Below are 19699 nucleotides of genomic sequence, written 5' to 3'. Positions count from 1 at the left end.
GACTATTCACAAATCGTGCAGGATGATCATCGTCGTCGTTGGCAAAGAGGCGACTGGACTGATGATACCGACATGATGCTATGCATCTTAGATTCCTTTGTGGCTTGTCAAAAGGTAGATATTCTTGATATTGCCAGAAGGTTTAAGGAATGGATGATGAACGGAGGCATGGGAATTGGCCGGCATACCTATAATGTAATGGCTCTTGGCGACTATACTTCGAATCCACAGAAGGCTGCAGAGATTATCTGGAAAATGGGAAAGAAAAAAGCTGCAGCTAATGGAGCCGTCATGAGAACTTCGGTGGTAGGACTTTTGAAGGACAATGTGGCTAATAATGCAGAGAATATCTGTAAGCTAACTCATTATGATCCACGCTGTGTGGGCTCTTGCGTTATCGTTTCTTCTATTATACATGCTCTTGTCTTTGAAGACATGATATTGGATTATAAAGATGTGATTGGCATTGCCAAACAATATGATGAACGAATTGTTCCATTTGTTGACTTGGCATATCATGAAGGTCTGGATTCTTTGTGTCTGGATGATGAAAAGAGTATGGGATATACGCTCAGAACTTTAGGGGCTGCCCTATGGGCTTATTGGCATGCAACCTCGTATAAAGAGGGTATTCTGAAGATTGTTTTATCGGGAGGAGATGCGGATACAAATGCAGCAGTAGCAGGGGCTATCCTGGGTGCTAAATTTGGAATATGCCATATTCCTGAAGAATGGAGGAATGGTCTTCTCTATGCTTCTATGCTTCATGACAAGGTGCAGAATTTCTACGCAATGTATCGCTAAAAGAAAGGATTCGATAATGAATGTGATGCAATTGAATACTGATATTTATAATAGCTTGGGCGTACTTTCTAATGACGAGAGCTATTTGGAAGAAGCCCTTGCTAGTATCAATCAGGCCTTTACGGAATTGAAACTTCATCGCGAAGGAAAAATGGATTTTATTCCTGCGGAGGATTTGCTTAATGAGTTATAGGATAGAGGTTGCACCTGAGTTTGCCCGTAGATTGAAGAATTTAAGTAAGCGCAGTCTGCATTAGAGTATTATAACGCAGAATCCTGCCGGCATCACTGCCAGTAGGATTCGCTTTCAAAAACCGAACCTAAAAGTCTACCTTGTAATTTCTATCTATGCAATATCTATTGTAACCTGAATAAGCCTAACAACTAAGAACTATGGCAGTAGAACAAATGGAAAAATAAAAAAATATTGAATTATAGTTAATTTGAGTTTGAAATCATTGTAGTTTAAAGTAAAACTATTATATTTGTGACTGATAGATTTCGAATCTGTATCATAGATATTGGTTCTAGAGATTATGGTATAAATATAGTAATTTTAAATGATAACATTATGAAAATGAAACGAACATTTATTACTGCATTCTTTGCGATGTTACTTGTAGTTTTTTCAGTTTCATGCAGCAGTGAAGAGAAAGAGTTTGATTATGCAGCATTGCCGATGTCGGCACAGCAGTTTGTAAAGCAATATTTTGCTGATGCATCATACAGCCGTGTGGAAAAGGAGAAAGATAATGGCTTTTGGGAATATGAAGTATTGCTCAGTGATGGCTCTAAAGTGGAGTTTAATGAGAAGGGAGAGTGGACGAGTGTTGAGTGCAAATACTCTGAGATCCCTGTAGGCATTATTCCTACTGTCATAGCTGAGGATATAGCAAAGAGGCATCCTGATTTGAAGCCTTATAAAATTGAAAAAGAGGTTGGCGGATATGAAATTGATATTCCTGGCTACGATCTCTATTACAGCAATAACGGTATATTCATACGTGCTGAAATTGACAAATAACAGAAGAGGGTGTGTCATGGATTTATGACACACCCTTATGCATTTAAGAAAGTTTTAGTATGAATCGTCCTAAACCTTTTTATCTATCCCCATATTTAGGTATTTCTGCGAAACCATCATTTTTAGGTATTGCAGATGATGGAAAAAGGATGTATCTTTGCACCCGAAAATAAATGTAACTAAAAGTAAGATAGACAAATGAAAACAACAATCGTAATTTATGGCTCTTCTACTGGCTCATGCCAGTCGATTGCCGAAACCATCGCCTCTAAGTTGGGCGTGGAAGCTGTAGATGTAGCTAACATCGATGACGCTACTATCACAAGTCATGAGAATCTTCTTCTCGGTACTTCTACCTGGGGTGCCGGTGAGATGCAGGATGATTGGTATGATGGCGTGAAGACATTGAAGAGTGCCGGCTTGGCTGGCAAGACTGTGGCCCTGTTTGGTTGTGGCGACAGCGAGTCTTACCCTGATACATTCTGTGGCGGCATGAAGGAACTCTACGATGCTGCCGTTGAGGCTGGCGCTACCGTATTGCCTGGTGTTTCTACAGACGGATACACCTATGATGACAGTGAGGCAATCGATGGCGACAAGTTCCTGGGACTCGCACTCGACGAGGTGAACGAGGACGACAAGACAGAGGAACGTATCGATGCCTGGCTCGAGGACATCAAGCCAGCGTTATAATTTTATAAAAATATTTTTCAAGAATTGGAGAATGATGGAATTCTCTGATTCTTGGTTTAAAAACAGATAAATTCGGATAGTATGCAGCAGGAAATCGCAACACCAGTAGATTTGAAGGTTCTGATGAATCATATATATGAATATAAGAAGGGCGTGCGCCGCCTGGTGCTCTACACCTTCAACAAGAAATATGAGTCTTTTGCCATAACTAGATTAGAGCGTCAGAACATTGATTATATCATCCAGCCGGTTGGCAACGACCGTCTGAATCTCTTCTTTGGTAAGAAAGAATGTCTGGATGCTATCCGCATGATAATCACCAAACCGTTGTGCCAGCTTACGCCGGAGGAGGATTTCATCTTGGGTGCCATGCTGGGATATGACATCTGTGCCCAATGCGAACGCTATTGTGAGCGGAAGAAGAAGGTTTGCTAAGCTTTTCTTTCATCTTCGTAATGTTTTATGTTTATAAGTAGAAAGAGCGTGATTGCCGTAATGGTGATTACGCTCTTTCTGCATTGAACGTTTCCATCTTCTTCAACCTGAAAACACTACTTATTTATTAGTACAGACTATATCAATTCGTTTAACCTGATACCAACTTCTAAGTATAAAAAATGTGAAAATCACAATTTCTCGGTATTGTACAATTTCTAAATAAGCCTTACCTTTGCAGCCCGAAAAAAGGAATAGATATGAAAAAAGGATTAGGAAAAATCAGAAAGATTAAAAAGAAACACATCTTCCTGGCCTTATTGGCTGTGATTGTTCTGGGAGGTCTGGCGAAGGCTTACTCTGCCTGGGTGGGTACTACCCGCATCGCTTTCCTCAACTATCAGGCTATTGCGCTGGGACAGATTTCGCATGCCAACGACAATGCGATGATTAAACTGAGTGAGATCACAACCGATGATTTCGATCATCTGGATGATTACGATATGATTATCGTGAATGGTATGGGACTCCGAATTGACGAGAACCAGCGCAAGCAGTTGGAAGAGGCTTCCTACAAGGTGCCGACCCTGACTCATGCTGCTACCAACCCTGCCAACAATATCGTATCAGTAGATAACTTCGATGCAGATTATCTGATGCAGTACATCGAGAATGGCAGCAAGAAGAATTATCACAGTATGCTTGCTTACATCCGCAAGTTTATCGACGGAAAGAAGTTCATGGCTCCAGAACCGGAACGTGTGGATGAGCGACCAAACTATCTCCTGACTCATTTTGACCCGAAAGATGAGAAGGGTGATGAACTGGGTTTCAACAGCATCCGTGAGTACAATGCCTTCCTGGCAAAGAACGGTTTATATAAGAAAGGTGCTCCTACCATCTTGCTCACCGGTTTTATGGGTGCGGCTCCAGATATGGAGAAAGCTTTCGAGAAGAAGGGATTCATGGTGTATCGCATCAACCAGCTGCAGAGCTTTATTGCCGGTCATCATGCCGACAGTATTCAGGCGAATGCCGTAGTAAATATGGCGCACGGCAGACTGGGCGATTACTTCGTTGAGTTCCTGAAGCAGAAGAATATTCCATTGTTCTCACCTCTTAATATCAACCGCTTGACCACCGATTGGGAGAACGACAAGCAGGGAATGAACGGCGGTTTCATGTCGCAGAGTATCGTGACTCCGGAGATTGATGGTGCTATCCGTCCATACGTGGTTTTCGGACAGCGCATCAACAAGGAGGGCTTGCAGGAGGTTTACGGCATCCCAGACAGAATGGAGAGTTTCGTGGAGAGCGTGCAGGGCTATGTGAATCTGAAGAACAAGAAGAACAGCAGCAAGCGCATCGCCATCTTCTACTTCAAGGGTCCGGGTCAGAATGCACTTACCGCTTCGGGAATGGAAGTGGTTCCATCGCTCTACAATCTCCTGGTTCGCTTGAAGAATGAGGGATACAATGTAGGCAAGTTGCCTGCCAATCCTCAGGAACTGGCAAAGATGATCCAGGCTCAGGGTGCCGTCTTCGGAACCTATGCCGAGGGTGCTTATACCCAGTTCCTCCAGTCTGGACATCCTGCCCTGGTTACCGCCCAGCAGTTTGCCGGATGGACCCAGAAGGCTTTGTCTAAGAAGATGATCAAGGAGATGAATCAGCTCTATGGTTCCTTCCCTGGCAAATATATGGCTACCGATGACGGTAAGTTGGCGGTGGCAAGATTGCAGTTTGGCAATGTGGCCCTGCTTCCACAGGTGATGGCAGGCGTGGGAGGCGACTCCTTCAAGATTGTGCATGGCACCGACCAGGCACCTCCTTACACCTATGTTGCCTCTTATCTCTGGGCTCGTTATGGTTTCAGTGCCGATGCACTCATCCATTTCGGAACCCACGGATCTCTGGAATATACCCCTAGAAAGCAGGTGGCACTCGGCAGCAACGACTGGAGTGACCGATTGATTGGTGTGGTTCCACATCTTTATATATATACCATCGGCAATGTGGGCGAGGCGATGATTGCCAAGCGCCGCACCTATGCCCAGACCCAGAGCTATCTCACTCCTCCTTTCAAGGAGAGCGAGTTGCGACAGACCTATAAGCAGTTGAGTGATGCCATCCAGTCATACGAGAAGAAGGCATCTGCCGAACAGTCGCTCAAGGTGAAGGCGCTGACCGTGAAGATGGGAATCGCCCGTGAACTGGGACTCGATGCCAAGCAGATGAACAAGCCTTATTCTGCAGATGAAATTGCGAGAGTAGAGAACTTTGCGGAAGAGTTGGCAAACGAGAAGATTACCGGCAAGCTCTATACTCTGGGTGTGCCATACGATAACGATGATGTCCGCACCAGTGTCTATGCGATGGCTACAGATCCTATTGCCTACGGAATGCTGGCAGTAGATAAACTGAAAGGTCGTGCCCAGGAGGGTGTGGAGAAGCACAAACAGCTTTTCGACCGTCTCTATCTGAGCAAGGCACGCAATACCGTGACCCAGCTTCTGGGTTCAGCCTCGGTTTCTGATGAATACATCTGCCGTTATGTAGGAATCACTCCTGCCGAACTCCAGATGGCGCGTAAGGTTGAGGCGATGCAGGCTGCTCCGGATCCTATCCAGATGATGATGCAGATGGCAGACCAGATGGGTGGAGCGAAGGAGGCGAAGCCGAAGAGGGTGGATCACCGTACGGTAAGCGAACTCCGTGCTGCCAAGGTTTCTCATAAGAAGAAGATTCCGCAGATGAGTCGTGAGGCTTTTGAGAAGATGGAGCAGACCGGTCACTTCCCTGACAAGATGATGGAAGCCATCAAGAAGGGACAGAAATGGTATCAGGAGGATTTGAAGAAGGCGAAGATGGCGAAAGCCGGCAAGGCGTCTCAAAAATCTTCTAAAGATAAGGGTATGATGATGTCGAAAGCACCTAAATATACCCGTCAGCAGATTCATCTGGCTCAGGCGATTACTACCGTAGAGCATGCCTTGCAGAATGTGGGCAAGTATTCGGAGGCGCTCCGTCAGAGTCCGCTCAACGAGATGTCTTCTCTGATGAATGCCCTGAATGGCGGCTTCACCGCCCCATCTCCTGGTGGTGATCTGATTGTGAATCCAAACACCCTGCCTACTGGTAGAAACCTCTTCTCCATCAATGTGGAGAATACACCTTCGGAGGATGCCTGGGAGAAGGCAAAGGAACTTTGCGACAATACCATCAAGATGTATTGTGAGCGACATAAGGGTGAATATCCTCGCAAGGTGAGTTACACGCTCTGGAGTAGCGAGTTTATCGAAACAGAGGGTGCTACCATCGCTCAGATTCTCTATATGCTCGGTGTAGAACCGGTAAGAGATGCCTTCGGCCGTGTTACCGATCTGCGTCTCATCCCATCCAAGCAGTTGGGCCGTCCTCGCATCGATGTCGTGGTTCAGACTTCCGGTCAGCTCCGCGACCTGGCAGCATCCCGTCTCTTCCTCATCAACAAGGCGATAGAGATGGCGGCAAATGCCAAGGGTGACAAGTACGACAATCTGGTGAAAGCCGGTGTTACCGAATCGGAACGAGTGCTCGTAGAGAAGGGCATGTCGCCAAAGGAGGCACGCGAGGTAAGTATGTATCGAGTGTTTGGTGGCGTAAACGGCAACTATGGTACCGGTATCCAGGAGATGGTAACCGCAGGCGACCGCTGGGATAAGGAGAGTCAGATTGCCGAGGTCTATCTGAACAATATGGGTGCCTTCTACGGTGATGAGAAGAACTGGGAGACTGTTCGCAAGGCTGCTTTCGAGGCAGCGCTGACCCGTACTGATGTGGTAGTTCAGCCACGACAGAGCAACACCTGGGGTGCCTTGAGTCTCGACCACGTATATGAGTTTATGGGAGGTATGAACCTCGCAGTGCGCAACGTAACCGGTAAGGATCCGGATGCTTATCTCGCCGACTATCGCAACCATAGCAATATGAGAATGCAGGAGGTGAAGGAGGCTATCGGTATCGAGGGCAGAACCACCATCTTCAATCCAGCCTATATCAAGGAGAAGATGAAGGGTGGAGCCAGCAGTGCCAGCACATTCGCTGAAATCGTAACCAATACCTACGGTTGGAATGTGATGAAGCCAAAGGCAATCGACAAGGAGATGTGGGACGAGATATATAATGTATATGTCAAGGACAAGTACAATCTCGGCACCAAGGAGTTCTTCGATAAGCAGAATCCGGCAGCGCTGATGGAGATGACCGCCGTGATGATGGAGAGTGCCCGCAAGGGAATGTGGAAGGCTACTCCTCAGCAGCTCAAGGACATCGCCAAGCTCCATACCGAGACCGTGAACAAGTATAAGCCTTCATGCTCCGGTTTTGTTTGCGACAATGCCAAGCTGCGCAACTATATCGCTAGCAAGACCGATGCTGCTTCTGCCAAGGAATATCAGCAGAATGTAGAGCAAATCCGCGATGCTGAGGCTGCGAAGAACAGCAGCGACAAGGGTATGGTGATGAAGAAGGAGACACTGAATGAGGATGCTCAGAAGACCACCACTGTGGTGAGCGGCATCGTTGTAGGTGTCATCGTCATCGTAGCGTTCGTTGTGCTCGCAGTATATTTGCGACGTCGTCGCAAAATGATGAGTGAAGAATAATTCAACACTTAACAGTGAAGAATAATTCAACATTCAACATTTAACATTCAACATTTTTAAAAAAAGTGGAGACATTAGTTTTAGTAATGATGATATTGGTTTGCTTCAGTTTTGTGCTGAAGCAGACCTTCCACGGAGTGAAGGAGATTATGATCATCTCGGTGCTCGTAGCCTTCTTCGTGGGAATGACCTGGCCATTTGCCATCGAGCAGTCGAAGACGCAGATTGCGGCTTGGATAGCCGACCAGAAGCTGATGCTCGATATGGCGGTGCTGCTGAGTATCGACGTGGCACTTACGATGCTTTTCTGTGTGCACCACGTAGATTTGAAGACTTCGGAACATGTGGACCGCCGCAAATGGGTGTTCTTCATCTTCCTGAAGTACTTCCCGGGTTTGCTGGTTTTCCCAGTGCTGTTCAGTGTTCTGGTGATGACCATCTTCCTGCTTCCCGGCGTATCGTTCCAGGTTGTGGCATGGGTGCTTGCCGTAGTATTGCTGGTTTTGACTCCGGTATTCACCTACGGTTTGAGATGGCTCTTGCCGGAGCGACCAATCCGCTTGGAACTGCTCTTCCTGGTAGAGGTGCTGCTCGGATTGATGGGCATCATCGGTACAGTGAATGGCAGGACAGCCGTGGCAGGCTTCAACAGTTTCGATGCCCTCTCGCTTCTCGGCGTCATCGCCATCGTCATCGTAGGAATGGCGATAGGATGGGGCTGCTATCGCATCAAGATGCAGCGCTTATCACAGAAACTGTAAAGGCGCAAGCCAACTTAACATTCAACATTCAACATTTAACATTATAAAAAAGATGAATTACATATCAGACGTATTGTTTTGGATTTCCACAGGCATGCTGGTTCCTGTGATTATTTTGTTGATTTTCTTCTTCCTCAGAGCCTTGCTGCTCCTTGGAGGTTTCTTCGGACAGTATCTTGTAAAGCGCAAGTCGGGTGCGGAGATTCGTGAACAGATGAACACCCTGACACTCGATAACATCGATACCCTGGGCGATCGCTTGCCGAAGAACAAGCAGGCTGTCATCGTTTCCTATATGAAGAAACTCGTGGACAACCGTCAGAGCAAGGCGCAGGTGAACCGCATCCTCGACCAGTATGCCCAGTTTGTTGAGAAGGATCTTTCTCTTCCTTCTACACTCCTGAAGATGGGTCCGATGCTCGGTTTGATGGGTACCTTGATTCCGATGGGTCCTGCCCTGGTAGGTCTTTCTACCGGTGATATTGCTTCGATGGCTTACAACATGCAGGTGGCTTTCGCTACCACCGTAGTAGGCTTGTTCTCTGCAGCCATCGGTTTCGTAACCAAGCAGACCAAGAACCGCTGGTACACTGAGGATATGAGCAACCTCGAGTTTATGGCAGACCTTTTGGAGGAAAAGTAAAAAGGCTTTTAAAGGTAAAAAAGTAAAAAGGTAAAAAAGTAAAAAAGGCTTTTAAAGGTAAAAAAGTAAAAAAGTAAAAAGGTAAAAAAGGCTTTTAAAGGTAAAAACTAAAGATAAATAATTTATGAGACAGAGACGCAGAAATAGGCTTGCACATGATGGCGAGGATGATGATCCGATGAGCGTAGTGAGCAACCTCTTCGATGTGGCGATGGTGTTTGCCCTTGCCCTGATGGTGGCACTCGTTTCGCGCTATAATATGACGGAAATGTTCAGCAAGGATAACTTTACGATGGTGAAGAACCCTGGCAAGGAGAATATGGAAATCATTACCAAGGATGGACAGAAGATCAATCGCTATACTCCTTCTGAAGACCAGAGCCAGAAGTCGGGCAACAAGGGAAAGAAGGTAGGCATTGCTTACCAGCTGGAGAATGGAGAAATCATCTATGTTCCGGAAGATAAATAATCGGGGATTGCAAATCCCCTTGAACTAGCGAGGATTACAAATCCCCTTGAACAGAATAAATATTATTGTAACTAAAAGAAAAATAAAGAAAAATGAAAAAGTTTAAGACAATGATGGCCATGATGTTGGCTTTGGTTTCTATGTGTGTAGCATTCAGCTCTTGCAGCAGTGATGATGATAATAATACTGTGGCAGCTGCCAAGGAGATAGCTGGTTCATATACCAGCACTCTGGACATGACCGTAATGGGTCAGGCTTTTACATACGAAAACCTTACTCTGAAGTTCGAAGCTGTAGATGATGCTACAGTCAAGGTTACATTGCCAGCTTGTGGCGAGGGCATGATGGCTCTTCCTGCCCTGGAGGTTCCTACTGTGAAGGTTTCAGGTTCTAACGGTGCTTATGCTTTCTCTCAGGAAAACTATTCCGGTACTGTTACCGTAAATGGTGCTGAGAAGAAGTATACCGTTACTTTGCAGGGTACATTCAAGGACAACACCCTGACCGTCAACTATTCCGTGCAGTATGGCAAGATGCCTGCGGCGATGATTGGTAAGTTTGTTTGTAAGAAGTAAGCTGATTGTTTCAGGATAAACTTTGATATAATTCGATGAAACAAAAGATATTCGCACTATTCCTAATCCTTTGCGGATTGTGCCTGAATCTGAAAGCCGAAACCCAGGGCGATGTCGTGGGTAGAGTGCTCGATGATTCGGGCGCACCTCTGGCGGGTGCTACCGTCCAGATTTTGCATGCAAAGGGTGGGGTAACAACTGATGAAGACGGATATTTCCGCATTCCTTACAGCAAGGATGGAGCGGTGAGAGTGAAGGTGAGTTTTGTGGGCTATCAGACTCAGACTTTCGTACTGAAGGCGGATGAGAGAAAAGGGGCGCAGCATGTCTTGCGTCTTCAGCCGGATGCTACTGCGCTCGATCAGGTGGTAGTAACTGCTACCCGTACTCCAAAGGCGCTGAAGGATGCTCCTGTGGTAACCCGTCTGATTACCGCCAATGATATCAAGATAGCTGATGCTACCAATATCCAGGACCTCCTCACCGAGCAGATGCCGGGTCTGGAATTCGGCTATGCCATGAATCAGGAGACTTCTCTCAACATGAATGGTTTCGGTGGAAACGCCGTGCTCTTCCTCGTAGATGGCGAGCGATTGGCTGGCGAAACCATGGATAATGTAGATTATAGTCGTCTGAACTTGGATAATGTAGGACGTATCGAGATAGTAAAGGGTGCTGCTTCAGCGCTCTATGGCGCCAATGCCGTAGCCGGAGTAGTCAACATCATCTCCCGTGAAAACAGCGAGCCTTGGACTGCCAATGTCAATACCCGCTACAACGACTTCAACAAGGAGTGGCGCCACGGTGGAAGCTTCAGTTTCAATGCAGGAAAATGGAATTCGCAGACCAGCATCCAACGCACCACATCGGATGAGGTTCAGCTCACCAGTCCTTTCGATACAGAATCCAACATCCTCCATATCTATGGTGGAGAGACCTTCAATGTGAAGGAGCGTCTTACCTACAAGTTCTCTGATAAGGTAAAACTGATAGGTCGTGGCGGTTATTTCAATCGTATCAGCAAGCGCAGCAACTATGATGATCATTACATGGATTATTCTGCCGGACTGAAGACCGTGATGAATCTTTCGGAGAATGATAATCTGGAGATTTCTTACGGCTTCGACCAGTATGACAAGGCTCGATATGTGAATGATGAGCGTACTCACGACCACGATTATACCAACCGTCAGAACACCGTCCGTGCCCTCTATTCCCATATCTTCGGCAAGAATACATTGACGGTAGGTGCAGATTTCCTGAACGATTATCTTACCACCTATCAGTTTGAGGATAATGAATCAAAGAATCAGAATTCATGTGATGCCTTCGCCCAGTTCGATTACAATCCTTTGCAGTGGTTGAACATCGTGGCAAGTCTTCGTCATGATTACTTCTCTGCATCCAGCCAGCATGCTACTACCGGTCGTCTGGCTCTGATGACCAAGTGGAAGGGTTTCTCCATCCGTGCCAACTATGCCGGTGGATTCCGTGCCCCAACCCTCAAGGAGATGTATATGAACTTTGATATGGCAGGTATGCAGATGATTTACGGTAATCCGGATCTGAAGCCGGAGAAGAGCAACAACTACAACCTGGCGCTGGAGCATACCGGAAGGGTGAAGAATGCTGGCTTCTTTACCGGTCAGTATAGTCTTACCCTGATGGGCTATTATAATAAGTATGATAAGCGCATCACTACCGAGGATTATGCCGATTATATCCCGGGAACCGGTCAGCCGGATGTGGCTTCCCGTTATTGCAACGAGGATGGAGTAGAGGTGAGCGGCATCGACTTCAGTGCCCAGTACCGTTCGGATATGGGACTCGGTGTGAAACTCGACTACAGTTATCTCCATGTGGGTGGCAGAAGCGTAGATTCCCAGTTCTCCCAGCCTCGTCCGCATTCAGCTACCTGGCGTCTCGACTACGATCGCCAGCTCTGTTCGTTCTATCGCATCAATGCCGCTCTGTCAGGCAGATACCTGTCTGCTCCTGATACGAACATCAAGAAGCATGACAGCAGTTATCAGTTGTGGAAGTTCACGCTTCAACAGCGATTCCTGGATGCCGTCAATCTGAACTTTACGGTAGATAATCTTTTCGGTTATACGCCAAAGAACTATTATTGGAGTTCTGCGATGACCACCGGCCGCACCTTCTCAGTAGGTCTTTCTATCGATATCGACCGTTTCGTAAAGGTATTCTAATAAAAATAGCAGGGTGGACCAGTCTTCCATCCTGCTTCTTTTTTATTAATAGCACCCCTCTAACTGTATGAAAACAGGTAGTTAGGGCGGTGCTATCGCATTTTTTTTATGTCCGTTTTCAAAACTGATACTGCCCCTATGAGATAGGGGAGAATGTAGATGAAAACGTTGAAAAATCGCCCTAGAAATATTTCTTCTTCATTTTCTTCAAGAAATCCTTGGTGATAGGGAAGCCGGAGGCATCACCTATTACGGAGTCGGTATGGCAGAAGGGACATTCGGCTGTAGGCGGCTCATCAGGGAGGTAATCCGTGATTTCGGATGGCGAGAAGATTTCGCCGCAGAAGAAGCAGCCGCACTTTTCAGACTTCTCTATCTGTTCCTTGTTGCTGAAGCTGCAATCGTGAGCCTGGCGGAAGATCCTGTCTTTCTCCTCCTCTTCTTTCTGCTTTTTCTCAGCCTTCTCCAGATAACCCTTGAATCGTCTTTGAAGATAGAGCGGCACATGATAGTGAGGGGCGAAGACATACAGTGACGGAACATGGTCGTGGTATTCGTAGCCGGAACCATCTATCACGGTATAGCTGTCATCCGTCTCATCATATGGCAGTTCATCCAATCCCCTTTTATCCTTGGCTGCCTGGTTTCTCTCCCAGATCCATTCGGTGGTAAGCGGAGTTCCGACAACGATGGCAAGTCTCACCTCATTGCCCCGATATACTTCCACGATGTCACCTTTCTGGAATCTGATCTGTTCAGCGCTTCTGCCTCGGAATGTCTCGTCAGGATGACGGTCGTATGCAGGCAAATCGCAGACTCCGGGATAGTAAATGCTGAAACGCGAACAGCAGTAAGACCGGTCGATCTGTTTTCCCTCACCGTCATACACTCTTTCAGAAAGACATTCGCGGTCGTAGTGCAACAGTCCCAGCGGAATTTCTGAGATATAATAGCAGAAGGTATCCAGCGGATAGTCGTCTTCCTCCTTCATCTTTTTGCGGTACTGGATATCCTGGTGCATCAGTCTCTCTGCCTCCTCCAAAGTTGTGGCGAAGGCTTGCGGACAATAGGTGTTCACCTTATATTTCGGATAGTGTGAACGCTTTTTCTCCTCCAGCTCTTCCGTTTCTAAAACTTCGAGCTTGAAGATGGCAGGAACATCCCGATGCTGTGGATGCTCAGCCAAATGCTTGAATTCTTCGTATGTCATGGGATGGTTATTTTAAGAAGTTAAGGTCAATCTTGGGGCTAAGTTCAGGTATTCTGATACCTTCAGAGTCTTTGCCTTCTTGATTGTTAAGATTCCTTTTGCTGATAGTTTTATGAATTTTCAGTTTTCTCATGTCCGACTTGCCGTTAGCTTTATGGTTCTCCCAAGGCTTGGGATATGCATGTCTTTTTTTGTATCTCGTGCCATCGCAGTTCTGGATAAAGATTTCCAATACTAATCCATCCATTTGACAATCATGCGGGATGTTGACGGCACGGCGCAGAATGTCGCTTTCGTAGAAGATGCTGCCATCCTTCTTGCAGAGCACGATGTCCAGATAGTCTGGCATATCAGGTATAGTTCCAGGCTCTGACATTTGTGGTCGAAACTCCCCAAACTCTTCCTTCACATACTCGAATAGTCCCCGAGTATATTTTTCGATATCCACCCCTACATATCGAGTATAGGTGTATTTGATAATACATAAAGACATTTTATTTGCCATTTTATTCTTTCTTTTTGGTTATACCTTTATAATATAGTAATATGAAGGGAAAATTTCAAAAAAAAAGCGCCAATATTTTGAAAAAAAAGTATTGGCGCTTGATTATTGAATTAGCGGCTTATAAGTCCGCCCTAACTATGTTAAAAAAGGTAGTTAGGGCGGTGGTATCCTAAGTGAGGTAAGGATGAGTGCCCTTTTCTTAGTCTTTTAATGTAGCCAAAGGTATAACCTTTACTCCATCTTCCCTGGTATAAGCCATTTCGCCTCCTGTCATGACAATCAGCAGGTCTGGCTCTCTGAGTGGCATCTGATGCTCTGTCTTGTTCTTCTCACGAATCAAATCCCGTAGTTGCAGGAGATGCTTGGCACCATCTTCTATCTCCCGACTACCCAACTTGCATTCTATCAAGGCATAGCGGCCATCTGCAAGATGAAGCACGATGTCTGCCTCCAGGTCATAGCGGTCGTGATAGTAAGAGACTCTACCTCCCAAGGCTTGCGAATATACCTTCAGGTCGCGAATGCACATACACTCGAATATGAAACCAAAGGTTCGAAGGTCTAATTCCAGATTTCTTGGTGACATACCCAAAGCAGCAACAGCTATGGAAGGATCTACAAAGCAACGCTTGGCTCCCGAACGGATTGCAGCGGCTGAGCGGATTGCCGGACACCATGCCTCCACATCTTCTATGACAAACAATCGTTGCAGGGCAGAAACATAATCATCAAATGTTGGCATCGACGTTTTCTCCATTTCTACCGTGATGTCTGCCAACATCTTGGATTTCTTGACGAGGGTGCAGATGTTCCGGGCATAAGAACGCATGATGAGTCGAGCCAAAGCTGGCTGTCTTCTTACGCCATCTACCCTCGATATATCTTCATCGCAAATCACATTTACGTAATCCTGTGCTATCAGTAATTGTGCCTCCTGCGAAGTGACGTCCAGTGATGCTGGCCAACCGCCTCGGCAAGCAGCGAAAATCAGTTTCTCCACGGTCATGTCTGACAGAAATCCATCAATATCGTAAGCTGGGTCATCAAACAATAAACGTAAAGATATGGAGCCTGTTGATTCCTTTGACTCATAAAGGCTCATAGGATACATGGGCATCTTGGAGATGCGACCAGTACCCGTATGCATGATTTCTCCGTTTTTGTCTTCGACGACTGTAGAACCGGTTAAGATAAACTGACCTTTCTGTTTTCGCTCATCTACGGTATTCCGAACAGCATCCCATAAAACTGGTGCTACCTGCCACTCGTCTATCAGTCGTGGTGTTTCGCCTTTGAGCAGCAAGGATGGTTTGGTGCGTGCCGTCGCCAGATATCCTTCACGCTTATCTGGATCTTGCATCTTGATTACGCTCTTTGACTGCTGCATGGCCGTAGTGGTTTTTCCGCACCATTTTGGTCCAACAATCTGTACTGCTCCAAAGGCTTCCAGACGAAGTCGGAGCATTCTGTCTGCTATTCTATCTAAATACTTCATGTTCAATATGTTTTTGTTTGCAAAGATAGTAATAAATAGTGGAATCTACAAATAATTTTGTATTTTTGTGGTATTTTATTTTGTGTTTTAACGGTATTTTACTTTGTATTTTTGCTGTACTTTATTTTGTATTTTTGCGGTAAACGGTATTTTAATGTCCGTTTCCAAAACTGATACTGTCCCTTTTCTCGACTGCCACTTGTCAGTTATGAAGACCGGGCGGTCTTCAAGATTTTCGTCCTGGATGTCGGGCTTCTAGGTGCGATGTCTAATCTCAAGGCAACGACAGTAGTGGACGGCAACAGTATTTTTACCGAGTTTAAAGGGGCGTTGACGGAACAGTATGTTTTGCAGCAGCTCGTTCTCAGGTATGAACCGTATTATTATGCCAAGACCAACAGTACTCAGGAGATTGATTTTCTGCTCCAGGGTGAGGAGGACGAGATTGTTCCGCTGGAGGTGAAAGCCGAGACGAATGTCAAGGCAAAGAGCCTGCGCCAGTTTGTTGCAGACAACCAGTCAAAGAAGGCCTATCGCATCTCCATGAATGATTATCAGCAGGAAGATTGGGTTACAAACGTACCGCTCTATGCGGTAAATGGTCTCGAATTTTAGCGATAGCACCCCTCTAACTGTATAAAAACAGGTAGTTAGGGCGGTGCTATCGCATTTTTAATGTCCGTTTTGGAAACTGATACTGCCCCTATGAGATAGGGGAGAATGTAGATGAAAACGTTGAAAAATCGCCCTAGAAATATTTCTTCTTCATTTTCTTCAAGAAATCCTTGGTGATAGGGAAGCCGGAGGCATCACCTATTACGGAGTCGATATGGCAGAAGGGACATTCGGCTGTAGGCGGCTCATCAGGGAGGTAATCTGTGATTTCGGATGGCGTGAAGATTTCGCAACAGCTGAAGCAGCCGCACTTTTCTGACTTCTCTATCTGTTCCTTGTTGCTGAAGCAGCAATCGTGAGCCTGGCGGAAGATCCTGTCTTTCTCCTCCTCTTCTTTCTGCTTTTTCTCAGCCTTTTCCAAATAACCCTTGAATCGTCTCTGAAGATAGAGCGGCACATGATAGTGAGGGGCGAAGACATACAGCGACGGAACGTGGTCGTGGTATTCGTAGCTGGGACCATCTATCACGGTATAGCTGTCATCCGTCTCATCATATGGCAGTTCATCCAATCCCCTTTTATCCTTGGCAGCCTGGTTTCTCTCCCAGATCCATTCGGTGGTAAGCGGAGTTCCGACAACGATGGCAAGTTTTACCTCATCGCCACGATATACTTCTACGATGTCACCCTTCTTGAATCTAATCTGTTCTGCGTTTCTGCCTCGGAAGGTCTCGTCAGGATGATGGTTGTATGCAGGCAAATCGCAGACTCCGGGATAGTAAATGCTGAAACGCGAACAGCAGTAAGACCGGTCGATCAGTTTTCCTTCACCGTCATACACTCTTTCAGAAAGACATTCGCGGTCGTAGTGCAACAGTCCCATCGGAATCTCCAAGATATAATAGCAGAAGGTATCCAGCGGATAGTCGTCTTCCTCCTTCATCTTCTTGCGGTAAAGGACATCCTGGTGCATCAGTCTCTCTGCCTCCTCCAAAGTTGTAGTGAAGGCTTGCGGACAATAGGTGTTCACCTTATATTTCGGATAATGTGAACGCTTCTTCTCCTCCAACTCTTCCGTTTCTAAAACTTCGAGCTTGAAGATGGCAGGAACATCCCGATGCTGTGGATGCTCAGCCAAATGCTTGAATTCTTCGTATGTCATGGGATGGTTATCTTAAGAATTTATGAAACTTGAGAATCTGAGATCTAAGTTCAGGTATTCTGATGCCTTCAGAGTCTTTGCCTTCTTGATTGTTAAGATTCCTTTTGGTGATAGTTTTATGAATTTTCAGTTTTCTCATGTCCGACTTGCCGTTAGCTTTATGGTTCCACCAAGGCTTGGGATATGCATGTCTTTTTTTGTATCTCGTGCCATCGCAGTTCTGGATAAAGATTTCCAATACTAATCCATCCATTTGACAATCATGCGGGATGTTGATGGCACGTCTTTGGATATCCATTTCGTAGAAGATACTTCCATCCTTTTTGCAGAGCACGATATCCAGATAATCTGGCATATCAGGTATAGTTCCAGGCTCTGACATTTGTGGTCGAAACTCCCCAAACGCTTCCTTCACATACTCGAATAGTCCTCGAGTATATTTTTCGATATCCACCCCTGCGTATTGAGTATAGGTGTATTTGATAATACATAAAGACATTTTATTTGCCATTTTATTCTTTCTTTTTGGTTATACCTTTATAATATAGTAATATTGAGGGAAAATTTCAAAAAAAAAACGAGGGTGTGTCATAAGTCTGGATAATAGTTGGTGCATAACAGTTGACCACCGCATGCACAACAGGTGTTGTGCATGCGCATATCAGCTGTTATGCAAGCGCACAACAGCTGTTGTGCGACCGAAGATACTAACTATCTCAACTACATATCCTATCTTTTCCAACAACATATCCTATCTCTTTCAACAACTTCAACAACAAGAAGAGGGTGAATCATAAACTTATGGCACACCCTCGCTTGATTATTTAAATGATGTCAACCATTAGAATTTGGTAAGTTGTTCCACCTTGCCGAATTTGATGGTTGTTCCATCTATGATGACCTTTACTTTGTTTTGAGCCTTGTTACCCCTGTCGTAAATATTGATACAAGGAATTGCCGAGAGGTTTGATACTGATGATACCATGTTTTTTACTAGGTCCTTCTAGCGCACTACTTTGGAACAGCCAAGTGGCATAACCTTCTTCAACTAATTCAGAACTGCTCAGATACTCGAGAAGAAACTGCCCCCATGAGATAGGGGAGGAAGATAGATGAAAACGTTGAAAAATCGCCTAATCCCAAAAATCACTATGTTTTTTGGGATTGTAATCCTCAAAATAGGTATAAATTTAGGGATTAGGGCGATTTTCCTTATTTTGCCTAGAACCATCTCTTCTTCATTTTCTTCAAGAAATCCTTGGTGATAGGGAAGCTGAAGGCATCACCTATTACGGAGTCGGTATGGCAGAAGGGACATTCGGCAGTAGGGGGATTATCAGGCAGGTAGTCTGTGATTTCGGATGGCGTGAAGATTTCGCAGCAGAAGAGATTGTCCTATACAATACACAAAAGCCCAAATGCGACAATATCTTCATACTTTCCACCTCAAAAATTGAAAAGTAAAGTTCCATGTCTATGACTTTAGAAGAATGATAAATGTGATATTATAAGTGTTTTTGGTCCGAAAATATCATTCGGACTAAAAACACTTTTCTTATTAATATTAAGTATTAGTGTTCCAATTTTAACTAGATACTAATGTCTTTATTTATTAATACCCTTCACCCAATCATCAGAATTCCCTATATATAGGTGATTGAAAAAAATGTGGGTGTGTCTTATACGTGAAAAAGTTGTCACCTTTAGGATGGTTAAACTAAATTTGTTACTATCTATTTTTCTTATCACTAAATGGGTTACGCATTTTTAATTTTATCACTATATGGGTTGTCAGCGAATACCCATTATACCTAACTAGGTTACTCTTTTTAAGGAGCTATCCCTAGAAAGGTTACGGTGATGATATTCTTTCAAATGCAAAGATACACATTTTCAACTAATTAGAAGAATTTTCCCAAGGATTTTTCCACATTTTCTGCTGTGGCCCCACTTGAGTATGTGCAACTGATGGTGTTTGATTACCGATACTCATATGCGGTCTTTCGTCGTTATAAAACGCAATAATCCTGGTCAGTTCCTTCTTACATACTTTACGAGTAGGAATTGTCATTCTATAAAGCCATTCTGTTTTTAAAATGCCGTTTGCACGTTCTGCTATAGCATTCTCCAAAGGATCTCCTGTTTGAGTCATACTTATTTGTGAGCCATGACTTTTTAGGATAGATACATAATTCTGACTGCAATACTGGCTTCCTCTGTCAGAGTGATGAATGAGTCCTTTTGCAGTTTCTTCATCAATGCTTTTATATGCCATTTTAAGCGCTTCTAATGGATATACAGTTTCTAATGTTGGACCAACAGCCCATCCAACGATTTTATGGGAATACAGGTCTGTTATAAGCGAGAGATAGCACACACCTTCATTGGTTTCAACATAGGTGATGTCACTTGCCCAAATCTGGTTCGGATGGGTAGGAACTACTCCCTTAAT

General features: G+C 45.1%; 19 protein-coding genes. 12 read left to right on the top strand and 7 right to left on the bottom strand.

Translation table 11 applies throughout. The features are described from left to right. Positions 1 to 15: 15 nt before the first annotated feature. The 11 genes from NNC77_RS14525 to NNC77_RS14475 all read left to right on the top strand — a co-directional run bounded on the left by NNC77_RS14525 (position 16) and on the right by NNC77_RS14475 (position 12260). The gene (locus tag NNC77_RS14525) at positions 16 to 804 is read left to right on the top strand and encodes an ADP-ribosylglycohydrolase family protein (RefSeq protein WP_254971540.1); all 789 of its coding nucleotides are present in this window, start codon (positions 16 to 18) and stop codon (positions 802 to 804) included. Between the two features lie 22 nt (positions 805 to 826). Beyond that, positions 827 to 997, top strand: a complete 171-nt coding sequence (locus tag NNC77_RS14520) for a hypothetical protein (protein ID WP_153072619.1) — start codon at positions 827 to 829, stop codon at positions 995 to 997. 384 nt (positions 998 to 1381) lie between these two features. Further along, positions 1382 to 1828 carry a PepSY-like domain-containing protein gene (locus tag NNC77_RS14515; RefSeq protein ID WP_254986893.1) on the top strand — a complete coding sequence of 149 codons (447 nt, stop codon included), beginning with the start codon at positions 1382 to 1384 and terminating at the stop codon, positions 1826 to 1828. 198 nt (positions 1829 to 2026) lie between these two features. After that, a complete protein-coding gene (gene fldA, locus NNC77_RS14510) occupies positions 2027 to 2521 on the top strand; it encodes a flavodoxin FldA (RefSeq protein ID WP_117586565.1) in 495 nt (164 codons plus the stop codon). 81 nt (positions 2522 to 2602) lie between these two features. Continuing rightward, entirely contained in the window at positions 2603 to 2956 is a 354-nt protein-coding gene (locus tag NNC77_RS14505) for a DUF2023 family protein (RefSeq protein ID WP_022120342.1), read from the top strand. A 290-nt stretch (positions 2957 to 3246) separates the two neighbouring features. Beyond that, positions 3247 to 7602, top strand: a complete 4356-nt coding sequence (locus NNC77_RS14500; protein WP_437183292.1) for a cobaltochelatase subunit CobN — start codon at positions 3247 to 3249, stop codon at positions 7600 to 7602. 65 nt (positions 7603 to 7667) lie between these two features. Further along, a complete protein-coding gene (locus NNC77_RS14495) occupies positions 7668 to 8363 on the top strand; it encodes a hypothetical protein (RefSeq protein ID WP_254971544.1) in 696 nt (231 codons plus the stop codon). 52 nt (positions 8364 to 8415) lie between these two features. Continuing rightward, a complete protein-coding gene (locus NNC77_RS14490; RefSeq protein WP_022120345.1) occupies positions 8416 to 9006 on the top strand; it encodes a MotA/TolQ/ExbB proton channel family protein in 591 nt (196 codons plus the stop codon). Positions 9007 to 9130: 124 nt separating this feature from the next. Beyond that, the gene (locus NNC77_RS14485; protein WP_117729579.1) at positions 9131 to 9475 is read left to right on the top strand and encodes a DUF2149 domain-containing protein; all 345 of its coding nucleotides are present in this window, start codon (positions 9131 to 9133) and stop codon (positions 9473 to 9475) included. 92 nt (positions 9476 to 9567) lie between these two features. After that, positions 9568 to 10050 carry a calycin-like domain-containing protein gene (locus NNC77_RS14480; protein ID WP_254971546.1) on the top strand — a complete coding sequence of 161 codons (483 nt, stop codon included), beginning with the start codon at positions 9568 to 9570 and terminating at the stop codon, positions 10048 to 10050. Positions 10051 to 10085: 35 nt separating this feature from the next. Further along, complete coding sequence (locus tag NNC77_RS14475; protein ID WP_254971548.1) at positions 10086 to 12260, top strand: TonB-dependent receptor; 2175 nt, start codon at positions 10086 to 10088, stop codon at positions 12258 to 12260. Between the two features lie 181 nt (positions 12261 to 12441). On the opposite strand, the gene NNC77_RS14470 is transcribed toward NNC77_RS14475, so the two are convergent. From NNC77_RS14470 to NNC77_RS14460, 3 genes are all read right to left on the bottom strand, one after another. Continuing rightward, on the bottom strand, positions 12442 to 13470 hold the full coding sequence (locus NNC77_RS14470; RefSeq protein WP_254971549.1) for a hypothetical protein: 1029 nt from the start codon (positions 13468 to 13470) through the stop codon (positions 12442 to 12444). Between the two features lie 7 nt (positions 13471 to 13477). Then, positions 13478 to 13975 (bottom strand): hypothetical protein, encoded by a 498-nt coding sequence (locus NNC77_RS14465; protein WP_254971550.1) that lies wholly within the window; start codon positions 13973 to 13975, stop codon positions 13478 to 13480. A gap of 199 nt (positions 13976 to 14174) precedes the next feature. Further along, positions 14175 to 15470, bottom strand: coding sequence for an ATP-binding protein (locus tag NNC77_RS14460; protein ID WP_218458977.1), 1296 nt, complete (start codon positions 15468 to 15470; stop codon positions 14175 to 14177). A gap of 192 nt (positions 15471 to 15662) precedes the next feature. Between NNC77_RS14460 and NNC77_RS14455 the strand changes: the two genes are divergently transcribed. Next, positions 15663 to 16085, top strand: coding sequence for a DUF4143 domain-containing protein (locus NNC77_RS14455; RefSeq protein ID WP_228114848.1), 423 nt, complete (start codon positions 15663 to 15665; stop codon positions 16083 to 16085). Between the two features lie 133 nt (positions 16086 to 16218). Here NNC77_RS14455 and NNC77_RS14450 read toward each other — a convergent pair whose 3' ends face one another. The 4 genes from NNC77_RS14450 to NNC77_RS14435 all read right to left on the bottom strand — a co-directional run. After that, positions 16219 to 17247 carry a hypothetical protein gene (locus NNC77_RS14450; protein WP_234563854.1) on the bottom strand — a complete coding sequence of 343 codons (1029 nt, stop codon included), beginning with the start codon at positions 17245 to 17247 and terminating at the stop codon, positions 16219 to 16221. 7 nt (positions 17248 to 17254) lie between these two features. Continuing rightward, positions 17255 to 17758 (bottom strand): hypothetical protein, encoded by a 504-nt coding sequence (locus NNC77_RS14445; protein ID WP_228113673.1) that lies wholly within the window; start codon positions 17756 to 17758, stop codon positions 17255 to 17257. A gap of 330 nt (positions 17759 to 18088) precedes the next feature. Beyond that, the gene (locus NNC77_RS14440) at positions 18089 to 18232 is read right to left on the bottom strand and encodes a hypothetical protein (RefSeq protein WP_153104192.1); all 144 of its coding nucleotides are present in this window, start codon (positions 18230 to 18232) and stop codon (positions 18089 to 18091) included. Between the two features lie 912 nt (positions 18233 to 19144). After that, positions 19145 to 19699 (bottom strand): IS3 family transposase (locus NNC77_RS14435; RefSeq protein WP_254971552.1); only part of this gene is annotated, 555 nt, incomplete at its 5' end.

It is taken from the genome of Segatella copri (assembly GCF_024330485.1).
Classification (GTDB): Bacteria; Bacteroidota; Bacteroidia; order Bacteroidales; family Bacteroidaceae; genus Prevotella; species Prevotella copri_L.
Note: the sequence above shows the minus strand (reverse complement) of the source record. Positions and strands in the feature narration are given on the sequence as shown.

What these genes read in the sequence shown, in the direction of transcription:
- NNC77_RS14485 (WP_117729579.1), top strand. Translation starts at nt 9,131, where the DNA reads ATGAGACAGAGACGCAGAAATAGGCTTGCACATGATGGCGAGGATGAT.
- NNC77_RS14470 (WP_254971549.1), bottom strand. Translation starts at nt 13,470, where the DNA reads ATGACATACGAAGAATTCAAGCATTTGGCTGAGCATCCACAGCATCGG.
- NNC77_RS14445 (WP_228113673.1), bottom strand. Translation starts at nt 17,758, where the DNA reads ATGGCAAATAAAATGTCTTTATGTATTATCAAATACACCTATACTCAA.
- NNC77_RS14505 (WP_022120342.1), top strand. Translation starts at nt 2,603, where the DNA reads ATGCAGCAGGAAATCGCAACACCAGTAGATTTGAAGGTTCTGATGAAT.
- NNC77_RS14480 (WP_254971546.1), top strand. Translation starts at nt 9,568, where the DNA reads ATGAAAAAGTTTAAGACAATGATGGCCATGATGTTGGCTTTGGTTTCT.
- NNC77_RS14460 (WP_218458977.1), bottom strand. Translation starts at nt 15,470, where the DNA reads ATGAAGTATTTAGATAGAATAGCAGACAGAATGCTCCGACTTCGTCTG.
- NNC77_RS14465 (WP_254971550.1), bottom strand. Translation starts at nt 13,975, where the DNA reads ATGGCAAATAAAATGTCTTTATGTATTATCAAATACACCTATACTCGA.
- NNC77_RS14450 (WP_234563854.1), bottom strand. Translation starts at nt 17,247, where the DNA reads ATGACATACGAAGAATTCAAGCATTTGGCTGAGCATCCACAGCATCGG.
- fldA (WP_117586565.1), top strand. Translation starts at nt 2,027, where the DNA reads ATGAAAACAACAATCGTAATTTATGGCTCTTCTACTGGCTCATGCCAG.
- NNC77_RS14440 (WP_153104192.1), bottom strand. Translation starts at nt 18,232, where the DNA reads ATGGTATCATCAGTATCAAACCTCTCGGCAATTCCTTGTATCAATATT.
- NNC77_RS14490 (WP_022120345.1), top strand. Translation starts at nt 8,416, where the DNA reads ATGAATTACATATCAGACGTATTGTTTTGGATTTCCACAGGCATGCTG.
- NNC77_RS14475 (WP_254971548.1), top strand. Translation starts at nt 10,086, where the DNA reads ATGAAACAAAAGATATTCGCACTATTCCTAATCCTTTGCGGATTGTGC.
- NNC77_RS14515 (WP_254986893.1), top strand. Translation starts at nt 1,382, where the DNA reads ATGAAACGAACATTTATTACTGCATTCTTTGCGATGTTACTTGTAGTT.